This is a genomic window from Sphingomonas sp. Leaf21, from assembly GCF_916858675.1.
In the GTDB taxonomy this organism is placed as follows: Bacteria; Pseudomonadota; Alphaproteobacteria; order Sphingomonadales; family Sphingomonadaceae; genus Sphingomonas.
Window position 1 is genome coordinate 1 of record NZ_CAKASM010000040.1, and the last position, 16045, is coordinate 16045.

At 69.0% G+C, this 16045-nt stretch carries 15 protein-coding genes and 2 pseudogenes; 10 read left to right on the forward strand and 7 right to left on the reverse strand.

The window, feature by feature from the left end:
- The 5 genes and pseudogenes from LRP66_RS17735 to LRP66_RS17755 all read left to right on the forward strand — a co-directional run.
- Positions 1–452 (forward strand): annotated as a pseudogene (locus tag LRP66_RS17735) (uroporphyrinogen-III synthase); the annotation flags it as partial.
- On the forward strand, positions 449–1402 hold the full coding sequence (locus LRP66_RS17740) for a hypothetical protein (protein ID WP_230483929.1): 954 nt from the start codon (positions 449–451) through the stop codon (positions 1400–1402). The pseudogene LRP66_RS17735 and the gene LRP66_RS17740, both read left to right, overlap by 4 nt.
- A 211-nt stretch (positions 1403–1613) precedes the next feature.
- Positions 1614–3257, forward strand: a complete 1644-nt coding sequence (locus LRP66_RS17745) for an ATP-binding protein (RefSeq protein ID WP_230483930.1) — start codon at positions 1614–1616, stop codon at positions 3255–3257.
- Positions 3257–3865: a response regulator transcription factor gene (locus LRP66_RS17750; protein ID WP_230483931.1), complete on the forward strand. Its 609-nt coding sequence runs from the start codon at positions 3257–3259 to the stop codon at positions 3863–3865. Before LRP66_RS17745 ends, LRP66_RS17750 begins: the two co-directional genes overlap by 1 nt.
- Before the next feature lie 78 nt (positions 3866–3943).
- The gene (locus LRP66_RS17755; protein WP_230483932.1) at positions 3944–4714 is read left to right on the forward strand and encodes a hypothetical protein; all 771 of its coding nucleotides are present in this window, start codon (positions 3944–3946) and stop codon (positions 4712–4714) included.
- 107 nt (positions 4715–4821) lie between these two features.
- Here the strand turns inward: LRP66_RS17755 and LRP66_RS17760 are convergent, their stop codons facing one another.
- A complete protein-coding gene (locus LRP66_RS17760; protein ID WP_230483933.1) occupies positions 4822–7143 on the reverse strand; it encodes a DNA translocase FtsK in 2322 nt (773 codons plus the stop codon).
- A gap of 124 nt (positions 7144–7267) precedes the next feature.
- Between LRP66_RS17760 and LRP66_RS17765 the strand changes: the two genes are divergently transcribed.
- Both LRP66_RS17765 and LRP66_RS17770 read left to right on the forward strand, forming a co-directional pair.
- On the forward strand, positions 7268–8482 hold the full coding sequence (locus LRP66_RS17765) for a UbiH/UbiF/VisC/COQ6 family ubiquinone biosynthesis hydroxylase (RefSeq protein ID WP_230483934.1): 1215 nt from the start codon (positions 7268–7270) through the stop codon (positions 8480–8482).
- A gap of 272 nt (positions 8483–8754) precedes the next feature.
- Positions 8755–9237: an MAPEG family protein gene (locus tag LRP66_RS17770; protein ID WP_230483935.1), complete on the forward strand. Its 483-nt coding sequence runs from the start codon at positions 8755–8757 to the stop codon at positions 9235–9237.
- Positions 9238–9351: 114 nt separating this feature from the next.
- Here the strand turns inward: LRP66_RS17770 and LRP66_RS17775 are convergent, their stop codons facing one another.
- From LRP66_RS17775 to gltX, 4 genes are all read right to left on the reverse strand, one after another.
- Positions 9352–9519, reverse strand: coding sequence for a Trm112 family protein (locus tag LRP66_RS17775; RefSeq protein ID WP_230483936.1), 168 nt, complete (start codon positions 9517–9519; stop codon positions 9352–9354).
- Entirely contained in the window at positions 9516–10121 is a 606-nt protein-coding gene (locus tag LRP66_RS17780) for an LON peptidase substrate-binding domain-containing protein (protein ID WP_443026718.1), read from the reverse strand. The genes LRP66_RS17775 and LRP66_RS17780 overlap by 4 nt, the downstream gene beginning before the upstream one ends.
- Positions 10122–10126: 5 nt before the next feature.
- Positions 10127–11023: a tetratricopeptide repeat protein gene (locus LRP66_RS17785; protein WP_230483942.1), complete on the reverse strand. Its 897-nt coding sequence runs from the start codon at positions 11021–11023 to the stop codon at positions 10127–10129.
- Positions 11024–11110: 87 nt separating this feature from the next.
- Complete coding sequence (gltX, locus tag LRP66_RS17790) at positions 11111–12436, reverse strand: glutamate--tRNA ligase (RefSeq protein WP_230483937.1); 1326 nt, start codon at positions 12434–12436, stop codon at positions 11111–11113.
- A gap of 97 nt (positions 12437–12533) precedes the next feature.
- Between gltX and LRP66_RS17795 the strand changes: the two genes are divergently transcribed.
- Positions 12534–13469, forward strand: a complete 936-nt coding sequence (locus LRP66_RS17795; RefSeq protein WP_230483938.1) for a ribose-phosphate pyrophosphokinase — start codon at positions 12534–12536, stop codon at positions 13467–13469.
- Between the two features lie 60 nt (positions 13470–13529).
- Here LRP66_RS17795 and LRP66_RS17800 read toward each other — a convergent pair whose 3' ends face one another.
- Together LRP66_RS17800 and LRP66_RS17805 are read right to left on the reverse strand one after the other, a co-directional pair.
- Entirely contained in the window at positions 13530–13862 is a 333-nt protein-coding gene (locus LRP66_RS17800) for a pilus assembly protein PilZ (protein WP_230483939.1), read from the reverse strand.
- A gap of 24 nt (positions 13863–13886) precedes the next feature.
- Positions 13887–14420: a sterol desaturase family protein gene (locus LRP66_RS17805; RefSeq protein ID WP_230483940.1), complete on the reverse strand. Its 534-nt coding sequence runs from the start codon at positions 14418–14420 to the stop codon at positions 13887–13889.
- 195 nt (positions 14421–14615) lie between these two features.
- Here LRP66_RS17805 and sucC point away from each other — a divergent pair, with 195 nt between their 5' ends.
- Entirely contained in the window at positions 14616–15815 is a 1200-nt protein-coding gene (sucC, locus tag LRP66_RS17810; RefSeq protein ID WP_058746346.1) for an ADP-forming succinate--CoA ligase subunit beta, read from the forward strand.
- 154 nt (positions 15816–15969) lie between these two features.
- Positions 15970–16045 (forward strand): annotated as a pseudogene (locus LRP66_RS17815) (electron transfer flavoprotein subunit beta/FixA family protein); the annotation flags it as partial.

Below are 16045 nucleotides of genomic sequence, written 5' to 3' on the forward strand. Positions count from 1 at the left end.
CCGCCACCGCCGCCGCCGCGCGCGCGGCGGGGCTGACGGTCGTCCTGACCGGCGGCCACGACGCCGCCACCGTGGTTGCCGAGGCGCGGGCGCTGGGCCTGACGCGGCTGCTCCATCTTGCGGGGCGCGATCGGATCGAGACCGGGGCGATCGTCCGGGTCGTCTATGCCGCCGAACCACTGGCCATCGCGCCCCGTGCCGTCGCCGCGCTGACGGGACATATCGTCCTGCTCCATTCGGCGCGGGCCGCCGAACGACTGGCGACGCTGGTCGACCGCGCGGACGTCGCGCGGCGGGGGATCGCGATCGTCGCGATCAGCGCCAAGGTCGCGGCGGCGGCAGGCCCCGGCTGGTGGGCTGTCCGGATCGCCGGGGCGCCGCGTGACGAGGCGATGGTCGCGGCGGCGCAGGCGTTGACCCGGACAGCCGCCACGGGGATAAGCGGGGCATGAACGACTTCGCGCCATCCGACCGACCGCCGTCGCGCGGGCCCCGAACGGGCGCGACCATCGCGCTGATCCTGATCGCCTTCGCCGCCGGTCTTCTCCTGATGGCCTATGCCATGCGCCACCTGACCTGGTTCGGCGGCGCGCAGGCGACGCGAACGAGCGCGGTGACCGGCGCCAAGCCCGGTGGGACCGCCGCCACCGGGTCGCCCGCCGCCGATGCCGCGCACGGCGCCACCGACCCGGTCGCGCTCGCCACGCGCGAGGCGGCACTGGCCGCGCAGATCGCCGCGCTGGAGACGCGCGCCGCGACCATCTCCACCGACGCCTCCGCCGCGGGGGCCCAGGCGGGTCGCGCCGAGGCGATCCTGGTCGCCGCCGCGGCGCGCCGGACGGTCGATCGTGGCCAGCCGCTGGGCTATCTCGAGGAACAGGTGCGACAGCGTTTCGGTGCCAGCGAGCCGCGCGCCGTCGCGGTGCTGATCGCCACCGCGCGCCAGCCCGTGACGCTGGAGACGCTTCGCCAGGGGCTCGACACGCTGGCGCCCGATCTGGTGTTCAACGGCACCAATGGCTGGTGGGAAGGACTCCGCCAGGAACTCGGCCGCCTGATCGTGATCCGCGAGGCGAGCGCGCCCTCCTCCAACCCCGCCGACCGGCTGGCACGCGCGCGCCGCCTGCTCGACGGCGGACAGGTGGATGCCGCGCGCGCCGAAGTCGCCCGCCTGCCCGGTGCCGGAGCCGCGCAGGCCTGGCAACACGCCGCGCAGCGCTATGTCGCGGCGCGCCGCGCGCTCGACCTCATCGAGAATGCCGCGCTGGTCACTCCCGTGACCGCGCCCGCGCCGATCGTGACGACGCCGATGACCAACCCCGCTCCGGAAGCGGCCGGGGCAGGCGACGGCGCCACCCCGACGCCGCCGGCGAGCGCCCAACCCAACGCCCCGACCATCTAGGCCAGATCGACCTTCAGCTTATTCTCCCCTCTCCCCTCTACGAGGGGCGAGGGAAGGACAGACATAGTTGAATGTCGATCGGGCATAGAGCCCGATTGCCCTTCTTCCCCTCGCCCCAGGCGCAAGGCAAAGGAAAGCAGGGCCGAAAACAATGTCGATCCGGAATTTTCCCGGATGCCGTGATCGGCATTCGCGGCCCAGACAACAGCCGATGACGGCCCCGCCCGAACCCGCACCCACTCCGCCCCTCATCCCTTATCCGGCGAGCCATCGGTCGCTCGGCCACCTCGTCCCCCATGGCGCGGACTGGGGTGCGCTGGCGCTCTACGCCCTGGGGTTCGGTGCGGCGCATCATTTCGCCGCGTCATGGGGCGGCAACGGCTTTTACTCGCTCTGGTTTCCCGCCGCCGGACTTCGCCTTGCGCTGATGTGGCGGCGGGGGGCGCGGCTGACCCCGGCGATCGCGCTGGTCGAGATCCTGGTCGACCTGGTGCTGAGCCCCGCGATCTTCCTCGAGGCGCCCTGGCCGATGACGCTCTTCGGGATCGTCCGGCCCGTCCTGGCGTATGGCGTCACGGTCGCGGCGATCGGGTGGCTGGCCGATGGTCGTCGTGCCGAGCTGTTCACCGCGCCGATGCCGTTCGGGCTCGCCGCCGTGCTCGCCCCGCTCGCGGCGGTGCTGAGCGCGGTGCCGCAGGCGATGTTCAATCCCGAGCTGACCGGCGTCACCAACGGGCGCGAGGTCATCGTATCGCTCGCCGCCTTCGCGGTGGGCGACCTGCTCGGCACGCTGTTCGTCGCACCGCCAGTCCTGTGGATCGCCGATGCGGTGAAGGGCGGCGGTGGCTGGCGACGCCGCCCGCCGCCCCGCCTGGCCGCGATCGTCGAGACGGCGGCGGTGCTGCTCTCCGGCATCGGGCTGGCGCGGGTGCTGACCGCCGCCGGCCTGGGGATGCAGCCCGCGCCGGTGCTGGTGGCGGTGGCCTGGATCGGACTGCGCTTCGGGCGGACGGCGGCGTGGTTCGCGCTGCTCGTCGTGATCCTGCGCGTGCTGCCCGACACGGCGGGAATGATGGACACGCCCGAGCGGTTGCAACGACACCTGGCGCTCGCGACCATCGTCATCGCCGGATATCTGGCGGGCAGCTTCGCCGATGCGCAGGCCACCGCGCGCGCCTCTCTGGAGCGGCGGGACCGGCTGCTCTTCCAGGCCGAGCGGCTGAAGACGCTGCGCGCCATGTCGGTCGCGGTCATCCATGAGGTCAGCCAGCCGCTGTCGACGCTATCGATCGAGGCACGCCACCTGCACCGACTGACCGCCGAGCGCGACGACGATGTCGCGCGGGGTGCCGCGCTGATCGACCGCAAGGTGGAGCACCTGGCGACGCTGATCCGCCGCCTGCGCCGGTTCGGTGGCCACGCCGCCGACCAGCTCCAGCCGGTCGCGGTCGCCGCGCTGATGGACATGGTCGCCGCCCTCGCCCAGGCGGAGGCGCGCGCGGCCGGGGTCGCCGTCACCATCGCACCCGTCGATCCCGACTGGATCGTCATGGCGCAGGAGATCGAGCTGACCCAGGCGGTGATGAACCTCGTCCGCAACGCGGTCCAGGCGGTGCGCGACGTACAAGCGCCCGAGCCCATCCACCTGAGCGTGACCGGAACATCGGGTCTCGCGGTCATCCATGTCCGCAACCGTGCCAACGCCGACCAGCGGATCAAGGACGGCGGCATGGGGATCGGCACCTATGTCGCACGCGCCATCGTCGAGGCGCATGGCGGCACGCTGACCCGGATGAGACTGGCCGACGGGACCGTCCTGGCCACGCTTTCCCTGCCGCTGATCGAGGTTCGCTGATGCCCAGTCGCCCGCCCTCCCCGCTGGACCTCGATGCACCCGCGACGGTGCATGTCCTGGACGACGATGCCGATCTGGGCGCGGCGATCGCCCGGATGCTGGGGCGGCAGGGGATCGTCGCGCGCGCGTTCGACGATCCCCTCGCGCTGCTCGACGCCTATCCCGACTGGCCCGCCCATGCGGTGGTCAGCGACGTGATGATGGGCGACCTCGACGGGTTCGGCTTTGCCGACCGGCTGCGCGCGATCGATCGCCATGTCGCGATCCTGTTCATGACCGCCTGGCCGACCACCGCACATGCGGTCGATTCGGTCCGGCGGCATGGCGGCCTCGACTATCTGGAGAAGCCCATCGACGAGGACCGGCTGTGCGCCTCGCTGGTCGAGGGCATCGCCTGGTCGCGCGACCGCCGCGCCGCCGCGCGCCGCCTGTCGGACCTGACCCCGCGCGAGCGGCAGGTGTTCGAGCTGCTGGTCCAGGGGCATGGCAACAAGGCGATGGCGGGGCTGCTCGGCCTGTCGCCCAAGACGATCGAGGATCACCGCGCCGCCGTCTTCGCCAAGACGCAGACCCAGGGCGTCGCGCAGCTCATCGCGCTGTCCCGCTGACGGCGCTTGCGGCGGGCCGTGGAGCCGGTCGCGGGAACCGGGCGTTGATCGCGATCACTTTCATCGGAGCCTTGCCCCATGACCCGTGCCGCACCCCGTATCGCCCGCTGGCTGGCTGGTTCGCTGCTGCTCCCGCTCGCCGCCTGCGGGAGTGACGGGAGCCCGACCCGCAACGACGCTGCGGCGGTAACGGACATGGCGACCCCGGCGACGACCGCCCGGCCCGAGGGGGCCGCATCCCCCGCCCCGATCAAGACCGCCGCCTCCCCCGCGCCCGTCGGCATCCTGTCCTGCTCCGCCGAGCGAGGACAGGCGGCGGCGCAGCGACTGGTGAAGATCTGCACCTCGGTGTCGCCCGCCACGCATCCACCGTGCAACGCGGTCAATAGCTGTGCGATCATCGAGGACGAGATCGCGCGAAGCTGCGCCCTGATCGGCGACGATGCCGCGACGACGCCGGGCTGTTCGGTCGATCCCAGGAGCGATGCCGCCGCCGCCGCGGTCGTGCGGCGCTATTACTCGGCGATCAACGCCCATGACTATTCCACCGCCTGGACCCAGTGGGGCCCGGATGGTCGGCCGGGCCAGCGCTACGCCAATTTCCAGAAGGGGTTCGCCGACACGCGCGCGACCAGCGTGACGATCGGCCCGATGGCGCCGAGCGAGGGTGCGGCGGGGTCGATCTATGCGACGGTGCCCGTCACCGTCGACGCGCAACTCGATGACGGACGACGCCAGCGCTTCGTCGGGCAATATGTGGTGCGCCGGGTCAACGACGTGCCGGGCGCCAGTGCGGAGCAACTACGCTGGCATATCGATTCGGCGACGCTGAAGGCGGCGGGGATTTAGGCCGGATCGACATTCAGCTTATTCTCCCCTCTCCCCTCACAAGGGGCGAGGGATGGACAGGCATATTTGAATGTCGATCGGCCCCGGGGAAGGGAATCCCGTGCCCCTCAGATCGCATGTCCCTCGGCATCGCGCAGCACCTCGCGGCGTCCGACATGGTCGGGCCGCCCGACGATGCCGTCGGTTTCCATCCGCTCGATCAGCCGCGCCGCCGAGTTGTAGCCGATCCGCAACTGCCGCTGGAGCCACGAGGTAGATGCCTTCTGGCTCTCGCATACCAGCTGGATCGCGGCGCGGTACTGCTGGTCCTCGGCCGAATCCTCGCCCGTCGGCGCGCCGTCGAGCGCGAAGCTTTCCGCCGGTTCCTCGGTGACCGACGAGATATAGTCGGGCGTCCCCTGCGACCGCCAGTGATCGGCGACGCGGTGCACCTCGTCGTCCGACACGAACGGGCCGTGGACGCGCACGATGCCCTTGCCGCCGGGCATGTACAGCATGTCGCCGCGCCCCAGCAGCTGCTCCGCGCCCTGCTCGCCCAGGATGGTGCGCGAGTCGATCTTCGAGGTGACGTGGAAGCTGATCCGGGTCGGCAGGTTCGCCTTGATGACGCCGGTGATGACGTCGACCGAGGGGCGCTGCGTCGCCATGATGAGGTGGATGCCCGCCGCGCGCGCCTTTTGCGCCAGCCGCTGGATCAGGAATTCGACTTCCTTGCCCGCCGTCATCATCAGGTCGGCCAGCTCGTCGACGATCACGACGATCTGCGGCAGCGGTTCGTACTCGAGCTTCTCCTCCTCATAGACCGGCTGGCCGGTCTCGGGATGATAGCCGGTCTGGACCTTGCGGCCGAGCGGCTGGCCCTTGGCCTTGGCCGCGCGCACCTTGTCGTTGAAGCTGGCGAGGCTGCGCACGCCGACCGAGGACATTTGCCGATAGCGGTCCTCCATCGTCTCGACCGCCCACTTCAGCGCGCGGACCGCCTTGGCCGGATCGGTGACGACCGGCGACAGCAGATGCGGGATGTCGTCATACATCGACAGTTCGAGCATCTTGGGATCGATCATGATCATCCGGCACTGCTCGGGCGTCAGGCGGTAGAGCAAGGACAGGATCATGCCGTTGAGGCCCACCGACTTGCCCGACCCCGTCGTACCCGCGACCAGCAGGTGCGGCATGGGGGCGAGGTCGGCGACGACCGGATCGCCCGCGATATTCTTGCCCAGGATGATCGGAAGCTGTGCGGCCTGATCCTCGAAGCTCTGCGAATCGACGAGTTCGTGCAGCGACACCATCTCGCGCTTGGCATTGGGCAGTTCGATGCCGATGACGTTGCGCCCCGGAATCACCGCGACGCGCGCCGAGATGGCCGACATGTTGCGCGCGATATCGTCGGCCAGCGCGATGACGCGGTTCGCCTTGATGCCGGGTGCCGGCTCCAGCTCGTACATGGTGACGACCGGGCCGGGCCGGACCTCGACGATCGAGCCCTGCACGCGGAAATCGTCGAGGACGTTTTCCAGAAGACGGGCATTGCGCTCCAGCCCGGCCTTGTCGATCGTCCCCGCCGGACTGGGCGGCGCAGGCGTCAGCAGGTCGATGCCCGGCAATTGATAGGGCGCGTCGCGGTCCGCCGAGGCCTTGGCGCGGGTCGAGGCGGGCGCGGGCGCGCTCTGGCGGTCGGCGATGACGGGAGCGGGGCGATCCTCGCGCACCGGCACCGCCTTGCGCGCGAGGGTCAGCGGCTCCTCTTCCTCTGCTTCGTCGTCATACAGCGCCTCGTCCTCGTCGTCCCAAGGCAGCGCCTCGCCATCCTCCGAGACTGCGCGACGCCGCCGCAGGCGTGCCAGCCCACGCTCGGCGAGATCGAGTTCGAGGCTGCGTCCCCAGATCAGCGCGCCGCCCAGGCCGAAGGCGAGCCCCGCCGCCGCCGATCCCCAGGTCACGACCGCCGCCTGCCCGGCGAACGCCAGCGCCCAGCGGACGAGCCCGGCGACCGACAGGCCGATCACGCCGCCCCATCCGGCGGGCAGCGCCAGCACCGCCGAGTCGGACACCAGCGACAGGGCGCAGGCCATCAGCGCGACGCCGACCACCGCCTGCCGCAGCATCCGCACCCAGCGCCCCGCCGGGCGGTCGCGCCACAGCCGGGTGGCGACGATCGGCCCGACCGGCAGGATCAGCGCGACGGCGGGACCGAACAGGGTCAGCGCGATATCGGCGACCCAGGCGCCGGGGGCTCCCAGCCAATTGGCGGGCACCGCGCCAGAGGCGGTGTTGAGCGCGGGATCGCTCGCCCGGTAGCTGGCCAGCGCCAGAGCCAGCATCAGCGTCAGCGCGAACAGCGCGGTGGCCGTGACCAATGCGCCACTGCGTACCGCGCCCGCCTTCACCGTCTCGCGCCATAATACGGGCTGCGCGCGGCTGGCCATGGGTGTCGTCCTTCAGGAATGTCCGAAAATGCGGGAAAATTCATCGCGCCTGACGGTTCCTACGTCAAGCCATGGGGCACGCCCCCGATTGTTCGGCGCGCCACGACGGTCTAGGAGCAAGGTTATGGATAGCGACGTCATCATCCTCGGCGGCGGGCTGGTCGGTGCGACGCTCGGCGTCGGGCTGGCCGCGCATGGCCTTTCCTCGGTCATCGTCGATCCCGCCGACCCGGCGGTCGTACTCGCCCCCGGCTTCGATGGCCGTGCCTCGGCGGTCGCCTCGGCGAGCTGGCGGATGCTGGACGCGATCGGCATCGGCGCGAAACTGGCGGGACAGGGCTGCGAGATCCGCCACATCCGGGTCAGCGACGGGCTGGAGCCGGGCGCGCTCGACTTCATTCCCGACGCCGACGACGGCGCGCTGGGTACGATGTTCGAGAACAAGCTGCTCCGCCGCGCGATCCATGCGACCGCGACCGAGGCGGATCTGGTCGACCTGCGGATGCAGACCCGCGCCACGCATGTCGAGCGCGGCCCGGCGGGCGTCACCGCGCAGCTGAGCGACGGTTCCACGGTCCGCGCGCCGCTGCTCGTCGCCGCCGAGGGACGCCAGTCGCCGACCCGCGACGCCGCCGGGATCAAGGTCGCGCGCTGGTCCTATGATCACAAGGCGATCATCAGCGCCTTCCACCACGAGGTCGCGCACGAGAATATCGCGTTCGAGATCTTCTACCCCACCGGTCCCTTCGCACTGCTGCCCCTGCCCGATGACGAGGTCGGGCATCGCTCGGCGATCGTCTGGTCGGTGCCGGGGCGCGACGGCGATGCGATGCTCAAGCTGTCCGACCGCGCCTTCCTGGCCGAGGCGGAGAAGAGCATGGGCGGCTTCCTGGGCACGCTGTCGCATGCGAGCCCGCGTTCCGCCTATCCGCTGGGCTTCCACCGCGCCGCGACGATGACGGGCGACCGGCTGGTGCTGGTCGGCGACTCGGCGCACGGCATCCATCCGATCGCGGGGCAGGGCGTCAATCTGGGCTACCGGGACGTCGCCGCGCTGGTCGAGGTGCTGGTCGAGGGCAAGCGGACCGGACTGGACCTGGGCGATCCGGCACTGCTCCAGCGTTATCAGCAGTGGCGCGGGCTCGACACGCTGATGGTCTCGGTCGCGACCGACAGCTTCAACCGGATCTTCAGCGTGCCCGGCAGGACCGCGAGTGCGGTCCGGCGGTTGGGCATCAGCGCGATCAATCACATACCGCCGCTCAAGAACCGCTTCATGGCCGAAGCCCGCGGCGAAACCGGACAATTGCCCCGGCTGCTCCAGGGCGTGATGGTGTAATTGGGACGGGTTGGTCCGAAGAGTATCGGCCCCTCCCCCATCCCCTCCCGCCTGCGGGAGGGGAGCGTTTCCCGGCTGGCCCCGCGCGCACCTCGGCACACGCCGCTCCCGCAGGCGGGAGAGGATGGGCGCGACACGCCCGAGATGGTGTCAGACGGGATCCCAAACCCCGCTTCGACGTTTCCCGCACCATGATCCCTGGGCCTGACACCCCCACCCGACCCTTACGCGCACCGATCCGCGATCGTCGCCAGACCGGGGTCGCGAAGGGCATGGCGGCCGCGCTGGCGGTCGTCCTGCTGACCCTGCTGATAAGCTGGACGGCCGGGCCGCTGTTGTCCCCCGCCGACCGGCTGCTGCGCGCGGTGGCGGCAGCGACGGTGGCGGCCCTCTGGCTGGCGGCGGCGATCGGGCATGTCGCGGCACGGCGATTCGATTCGCCCGCCGATATCGACGCGGCGGCGGGTGGCGGCATCGAGACGCCAGGGGTTCGAATCGCCAATGCGGTGCTGCGCAACACGCTGGAACAGGTGGTGCTGGCGATCCCCGCCTATCTCGCCCTCGCCTGGGTGGTGGAGGGATCGGGCGCGATGATCCCGGCGCTGGCGGCGCTATTCTCGGTGGGACGGACTTTGTTCTGGGCGAATTACGCACGCGGCGCCGCGGCACGCGCGTTCGGCTTCGCGCTGACCTTCTACTCCAGCGTCGCGGGACTGGTCATCGTGCTGGTGGCGCTGGTCGGGCGATTGCTGTGACGCTCGGCCTCCAATCCCCTGACCGTATCCCCCCTTGCTTTCGCACCGATCGAAGTCGAAGGGCACATATCGCGCGCGCGGAACGGGGGTGGGGATAACCCCGTACCGCAGGCGCTAGATCTCGCGCGCTTCCTCGACCAGCATCACCGGCACACCGTCACGGATCGGATAGGCCAGCCCGGCCGCCTCCGACACCAGTTCCTGTGCCGCTTCGTCATAGCGCAGCGGCGTCCGCGTCACCGGACAGACCAGCCGCTCGAGCAACCATGGGTCCAGGCTCATTGCAGCGTCACCCGATCCTCGCCGTCATGGCGTCCGAAAAACTGCATGAGCTGGATGATCAGTTCGGCGCGCTGCTCCAGATCGGGGGCTTCCAGCAGCGCCTGTTTCGCCGCCACGTCGAAGGGGGCGATCTGCGCGATGCCGTTGACCAGGCTTTCGTCATCCAGCCGCCCGACCGCGTCCCAGTCGACGGCATAGCCCTGCAACTCGGCGAAACGGCGCGATTCCTGTTCGAGCGAGGCGCGACGCCCCAGCGACAGCAAATCCTCCTCCACCACCGGCAGGAGCTGCGCCTCGACCTGGCGGAACGGCGTCGTCACCTCCAGCTCGCGGAGGATGCGGAACAGCGAGACGCCCTCCAGCACCAGGTTGTAGCGACCGTCCTCCATCGCCTCGACCTCGGCGATGCGGCCGACACAACCCATCTGGTAGAGACTTGGCGTATCGCCGTCGCCCGATGGCTGGACCATGCCGATCCGCCGGTCGCGCGCCATCGCGTCGGAAACGAGCGCCCGGTAGCGCGGCTCGAAGATATGCAGCGGCATCGGCATCCCCGGAAAGAGGATCGCGCCCGCCAGCGGAAAGATCGAGAGCCGCGCCACCCGCCTTATCCGAACAGGATGGCGGACAGCCGCCGCCGCTGCTGCGACACCCAGGGATCGGTCATGCCGACGACCTCGAACAGCTTCAGGAGCTGCTGGCGCGCGGCATCCTCGTTCCAGGCGCGGTCGGCGGCGACGATGTGGAGCAGGTTGTCCGCCGCGCCGTCCCGGTCGCCCGCCGCCATCTGCGCGTTCGCCAGCGCGAACCGCTTCTCGTGGTCGTCGGGGTTGGCCGCGACCTCGGCCGCGAGATCGGCATGGTCGGCCGCCGCAGGAGCCGAACGGGCAAGCGCGATCGCGGCTACCGCGCGGTGGATGGCGGGATCATCGGCGAGATCCTGGGGAAGCGCCTCGGCCGCGGCTTCGGCCTCCGCCGCCCGTCCGGCGCCCAGCAGCGCGCGGATATGCCCCGACAGTACCGCGGGATGATCGGGCGCCATGTCGAGCAACTGCTCGAAGATCGACACCGCACGCTCGGCGTCTCCGGCGTCCAGCACTTCCTCGCCCATCGCGATCAGCGGTTCCAGCTCCGCCGCCGCGTCCGTCGCCTCCGACTGGATCGGCAATTGCTTGAGCAACTGGTCCAGCGTCGCGCGCAGCGCGCTTTCGGTGCGCGCGCTGGTCAGGTCGGCGACCAGTTGGCCCTGGAACATCGCATAGACGGTCGGGATCGAGCGGATCTGGAATTGGTTGGCGATGAACTGGTTCTTGTCGGTGTCGATCTTCGCCAGCACCACGCCCTTGTCGGCATAGGCCTCGGCGATCTTCTCCAGCGTGGGGCCCAGCGCCTTGCACGGGCCGCACCATTCCGCCCAGAAGTCGAGGATGACCAGCTTGGTCATCGACGGCTCGACGACATCCCGGCGGAAGGCGGTGACGGCTTCCTTGTCGGCGGGCGACATTCCCAACGTGGCCAAAAGACGCTCCTTTACGTGTTGCTCGGCCCTATGTGGGCGAGGGGATGCGGTAATGAAAGGCCGATCGGCGAATCAGGCGCTCAGCCGAGCGATCGTCCGCTCGCGCCCGATCAGCGGCAGCAGCGCGGCCATGTCCGGCCCCTGGGCACGACCGGTCAGCGCCAGTCGCAGCGGCAGGAACAGCGTCTTGCCCTTGCGCCCCGTCGCCTCCTTCAGCGCGGCGGTCAGCGCGTGCCAGGGATCTTCCGCCCAGTCGATCCGCCCCGCGACCTCCGCCGCCTGAACCAGATAGGCCCGGTCCTCTTCGGACGGCATGGGCGCGTCGACCGGCCCCTCGATCACCTGCCACCAGTCGGCGGCCTCCGCGACCGTGGAAAGGTTCGGCCGAACCGCCTCCCACTCCGCCTCGCCCATGCCCGTGGGCAGCCGGTCGGCCACCGCCGCATGGGGCGTCTGGTGGAGGATGCGCGCGTTGAGCTGCGCCAGTTCGGCCTCGTCGAAGCGCGCGGGCGCGCGGCCGAAGCGGGCGAAGTCGAATCCGGCGATCAGCGGGGCCATGTCGGCGACCGGCTCGACCGGATCGCTCGTCCCGATCCGCGCGAGCAGCGCGCGTACCGCCTGCGGCTCGATCCCGATCTCGCGGAAGTGATCGACGCCCAGCGAACCGAGCCGCTTGGACAGCTTGCCCTCGTTGCCGGTCAGCAGCGCGGCATGGGCGAAGCGCGGCAGCTCCGCGCCCAGCGCCCGGAACATCTGGATCTGAAGCGCGGTGTTGGAGACGTGGTCCTCGCCACGCACGACCTGGGTCACGCCCATGTCGATGTCGTCGATTACGGAAGGCAGCATGTAGAGCCACGTTCCATCGGCGCGGCGGATCACGGGATCGCTCATCGTCGCGGGGTCGAAGCGCTGGGGACCGCGCACCGCGTCATCCCATTCGATCGGGGCGCCATGGTCGAGCCTGAAGCGCCAATGCGGGCGGACGCCGTCGCCCTCCAGCCTGGCGCGATCCGCCTCGGTCAGGGCGAGTGCGGCGCGGTCGTACACGGGCGGCAGGCCGCGCCCGAGCTGTATCTTGCGCTTGAGGTCCAGTTCCTGCGCGCTCTCATACGCCGGATAGACATGCCCGCTTGCGACCAGTTCGGCGAACCGCGCCTCGTACAGCGCGAAACGCTGCGACTGGCGAACCTCCGAATCCGGGTTCAGTCCCAGCCAGGCCAGGTCCGCCCGGATCGCGTCGACATACGCTTCCTCGCTGCGCTCGGCATCGGTATCATCGATGCGCAGCAGGAAGCGTCCGCCGGTGCTTTGCGCGTACATCCAGTTGTGCAGCGCGGTGCGGATATTGCCGACATGCAGCCGCCCGGTGGGCGATGGGGCGAAACGGGTCACGGTCATGGCCCCGCCCATAATCGGGGAATCGCCTTTGCGCTATTGTGACAGCGCTATTAAAGGGGCGGCGATTACGGACTGTCTGCGGGGACGGGGTACACGCATGAAATTGATGACCGGCAATTCGAACCTGCCGCTGGCCAAGGCGATCTCCTCCTATCTGGAGGTTCCGCTGACCGAGGCGCTGGTGCGTCGCTTCGCCGATGAGGAAATCTTCGTCGAGATCCAGGAAAATGTCCGCGGCGAGGACGTGTTCGTGATCCAGTCGACCGGCTATCCGGTCAATGACAATCTCATGGAATTGCTGATCTCGATCGACGCGCTGAAGCGCGCATCGGCCCGGCGTATCACGGCGGTCATCCCCTATTTCGGCTATGCCCGCCAGGACCGGAAGCCCGGCCCGCGCACGCCGATCTCGGCCAAGCTGGTCGCCAACCTCATCACCGTCGCGGGCGCCGACCGCGTGCTGTCGGTCGACCTCCATGCCGGTCAGATCCAGGGCTTTTTCGATATCCCGACCGACAATCTCTATGCCGCGCCGGTCATGTCGGCGGATATCCTGGCACGCTTCAAGAACGATAACCTCATGGTCGTGTCGCCCGACGTCGGCGGCGTGGTCCGCGCGCGGCAGCTCGCCAAGAGGCTGAACAACGCGCCGCTCGCCATCGTCGACAAGCGCCGCGAGCGTGCGGGCGAGTCGGAGGTGATGAACATCATCGGCGATGTCGAGGGACGTTTCTGCATCCTGATCGACGATATCGTCGACTCGGCGGGCACGCTGTGCAACGCCGCCGCGGCCCTGCGCCAGGCGGGCGCGGAGGATGTCCTCGCCTATGTCACCCATGGCGTGCTGTCGGGCGGCGCGGTGGCGCGGGTCGAGGGGTCCGAGCTGCGCGAGCTGGTCATCACCGACTCGATCGGCAATCACGAGTCGATCGGCGCGACGACCAAGATCCGCCACCTGCCCATCGCCCCGCTGCTCGGCGAGGCGATCAAGCGGATCGCGGATGAAACCAGCGTGTCGAGCCTGTTCGACTGACGGTAACAGGGGGCTGTCGACGCGGACGCCCCCCGCTCACCGCGAGGGAAACGAACCGCCTCAGCGATTCCCCAGGCCGACGATGTGCTCGAACACCGCCGGGTGCAGCGGCTTGGAGAAGGCGCAGCCATATTTGAACCGGTCACGCCACGCGATCACCGCCTCGAGCGGCGCGAGGCCCGGCACCGTCAGCCAGACGATCGTGCCCGGCCACAGGGTAAAGCTGGTTTCGGCGCGAAAGCCCTCGGGTGACAGGTCGACGACATCGATCTCGAACCGGGTCTGCCCCTTGTCGCGCAGATGCGCGCGCATCCGCACCGCCTGGCGCAGCGAACGGCGGAGATCCTGGCCGGCGACCGGCTCGAACGGCGGGGTGAAGACCGGTTTTTCCATAACGCCCCCTTTATCGAAAGAAGGTTACTTTTCCGACAACATCGCATCCCCTTCGGATGCGACACCCACCGGACGCCGCACCCCGGCGCGCGAACGCCGCTTCAGTTCCGCCTTCAACGCCTCGGGCCGGGGCGCCACGAGGAAGCCGAAGCTGACCGTCCCCTGCTTCGTCTCCACGACATGGTGCAGCCGGTGCGCCTGGATGATCCGCTTCATATAGTCCGATTTGGGCATATACCGACTCGGCAGCCGCTTGTGCACGATCACGTCGTGAAAGCCGAAATAGATCGCGCCATAGGCGGCGATCCCCGCCCCGATCCAGATGAAGCCTGGCCACCAGCCGAGCTGCGCGCCGCCCAGCAGCATCACGAACGACGGCACCGCGAAGATCGCGGCATAGAGGTCGTTCAGCTCCCAATTGCCGGTACGCGGCCGGTGATGGCTTTCATGAAGGAACCAGCCCGGCCCATGCATGATCCAGCGATGCGCCGCATAGGCGAATCCCTCCATGAAGATCACGGTGGCGAGGAACAGGAGAATACCGATAGCCCAGTGCATGTCGCCCATATAGCGTGCCCGCGACGAATTTGCGCGCGATTCCGTTCGTCGCGATCATCCAACGGCTTGCGGTCGACGGTGTCGCATCTGCGATGCATTTGCAATAAGCCCGTTTCGGGCTGGATTTGTGCCGCAGCCTGTGCTTTAGCCGCACCCAATTTCCCTAGAACCACCCGAGAGGCGGAAGGCTAGCGTATGAACATCCACGAATATCAGGCCAAGGAATTGCTCGCCAAGTTCGGCGTGCCCGTCCCCGCCGGCTTCGCCGCGATGACCGTCGAGGAGGCCGTCGAGGCATCGTCCAAGCTCCCCGGACCGCTCTACGTCGTCAAGGCGCAGATCCATGCGGGCGGCCGCGGCAAGGGCAAGTTCAAGGAACTCGGCCCCGACGCCAAGGGTGGCGTCCGCCTCGCCAAGACCGCCGACGAAGTGCGCGCGGCCGCGACCGACATGCTGGGCAACACGCTGGTGACGATCCAGACCGGCGAGGCTGGCAAGCAGGTCAACCGCCTGTACGTGACCGACGGCGTCGACATCGCGAAGGAATTCTACCTCGCGCTGCTCGTCAACCGCGCGACCGGCCGCGTCTCGATGGTCGCCTCGACCGAAGGCGGCATGGACATCGAGACCGTGGCGCATGACACGCCCGAGAAGATCCACTCGATCGACATCGACACCGCGACCGGCTTCATGCCGCATCACGGCCGCGCCGTCGCCGCCGCGCTGGAGCTGACCGGCGACCTCGCCAAGCAGGCCGCCAATGTCGCGTCGAAGCTGTATGCCGCCTTCCTGGGCACCGATGCCGAGCAGATCGAGATCAACCCGCTCGCCGTCACCGAGGACGGCAAGCTGATGGTGCTCGACGCCAAGGTCGGCTTCGACGGCAACGCCATGTTCCGTCACAAGGACCTGATGGAACTGCGCGACACCACCGAAGAGGACGCGATGGAGCTGGAGGCGTCGAAGTACGACCTTGCCTACATCAAGCTCGACGGCGACATCGGCTGCATGGTCAACGGCGCGGGCCTGGCCATGGCGACGATGGACATCATCAAGCTGAACGGCATGTTCCCGGCCAACTTCCTCGACGTCGGCGGCGGCGCCAACAAGGAGAAGGTCACCGCGGCGTTCAAGATCATCCTGAGCGACCCCGCCGTGAAGGGCATCCTGGTCAACATCTTCGGCGGCATCATGCGCTGCGACATCATCGCCGACGGCATCGTCGCGGCGGCGAAGGAAGTGAACCTGCAGGTTCCGCTGGTCGTCCGCCTCGAGGGCACGAACGTCGAGAAGGGCAAGGAAATCCTGGCCAATTCGGGTCTTGCCATCGTTCCCGCCAACGATCTGGGCGACGCCGCCAAGAAGATCGTGGCCGAGGTGCAGAAGGTCGCGTAATCCGCGCCTTCGACCCTGACGGATCGATTATAGAGGGGCCCGGACGGAAACGTCCGGGCCCCTTTCTCGTTGGTCGGGCTGAACGCTTGCGATGCACTCGCAAGGCCGCTTAAGACGGCGGCATGACAGGCCATTCGGCCGGGAAGGAACCGCGATGAAGATCGTCGTGCCCGTGAAGCGGGTGTTGGATTACAATGTGAAGCCGCGCGTGAAGGCGGATGGGACGGGCG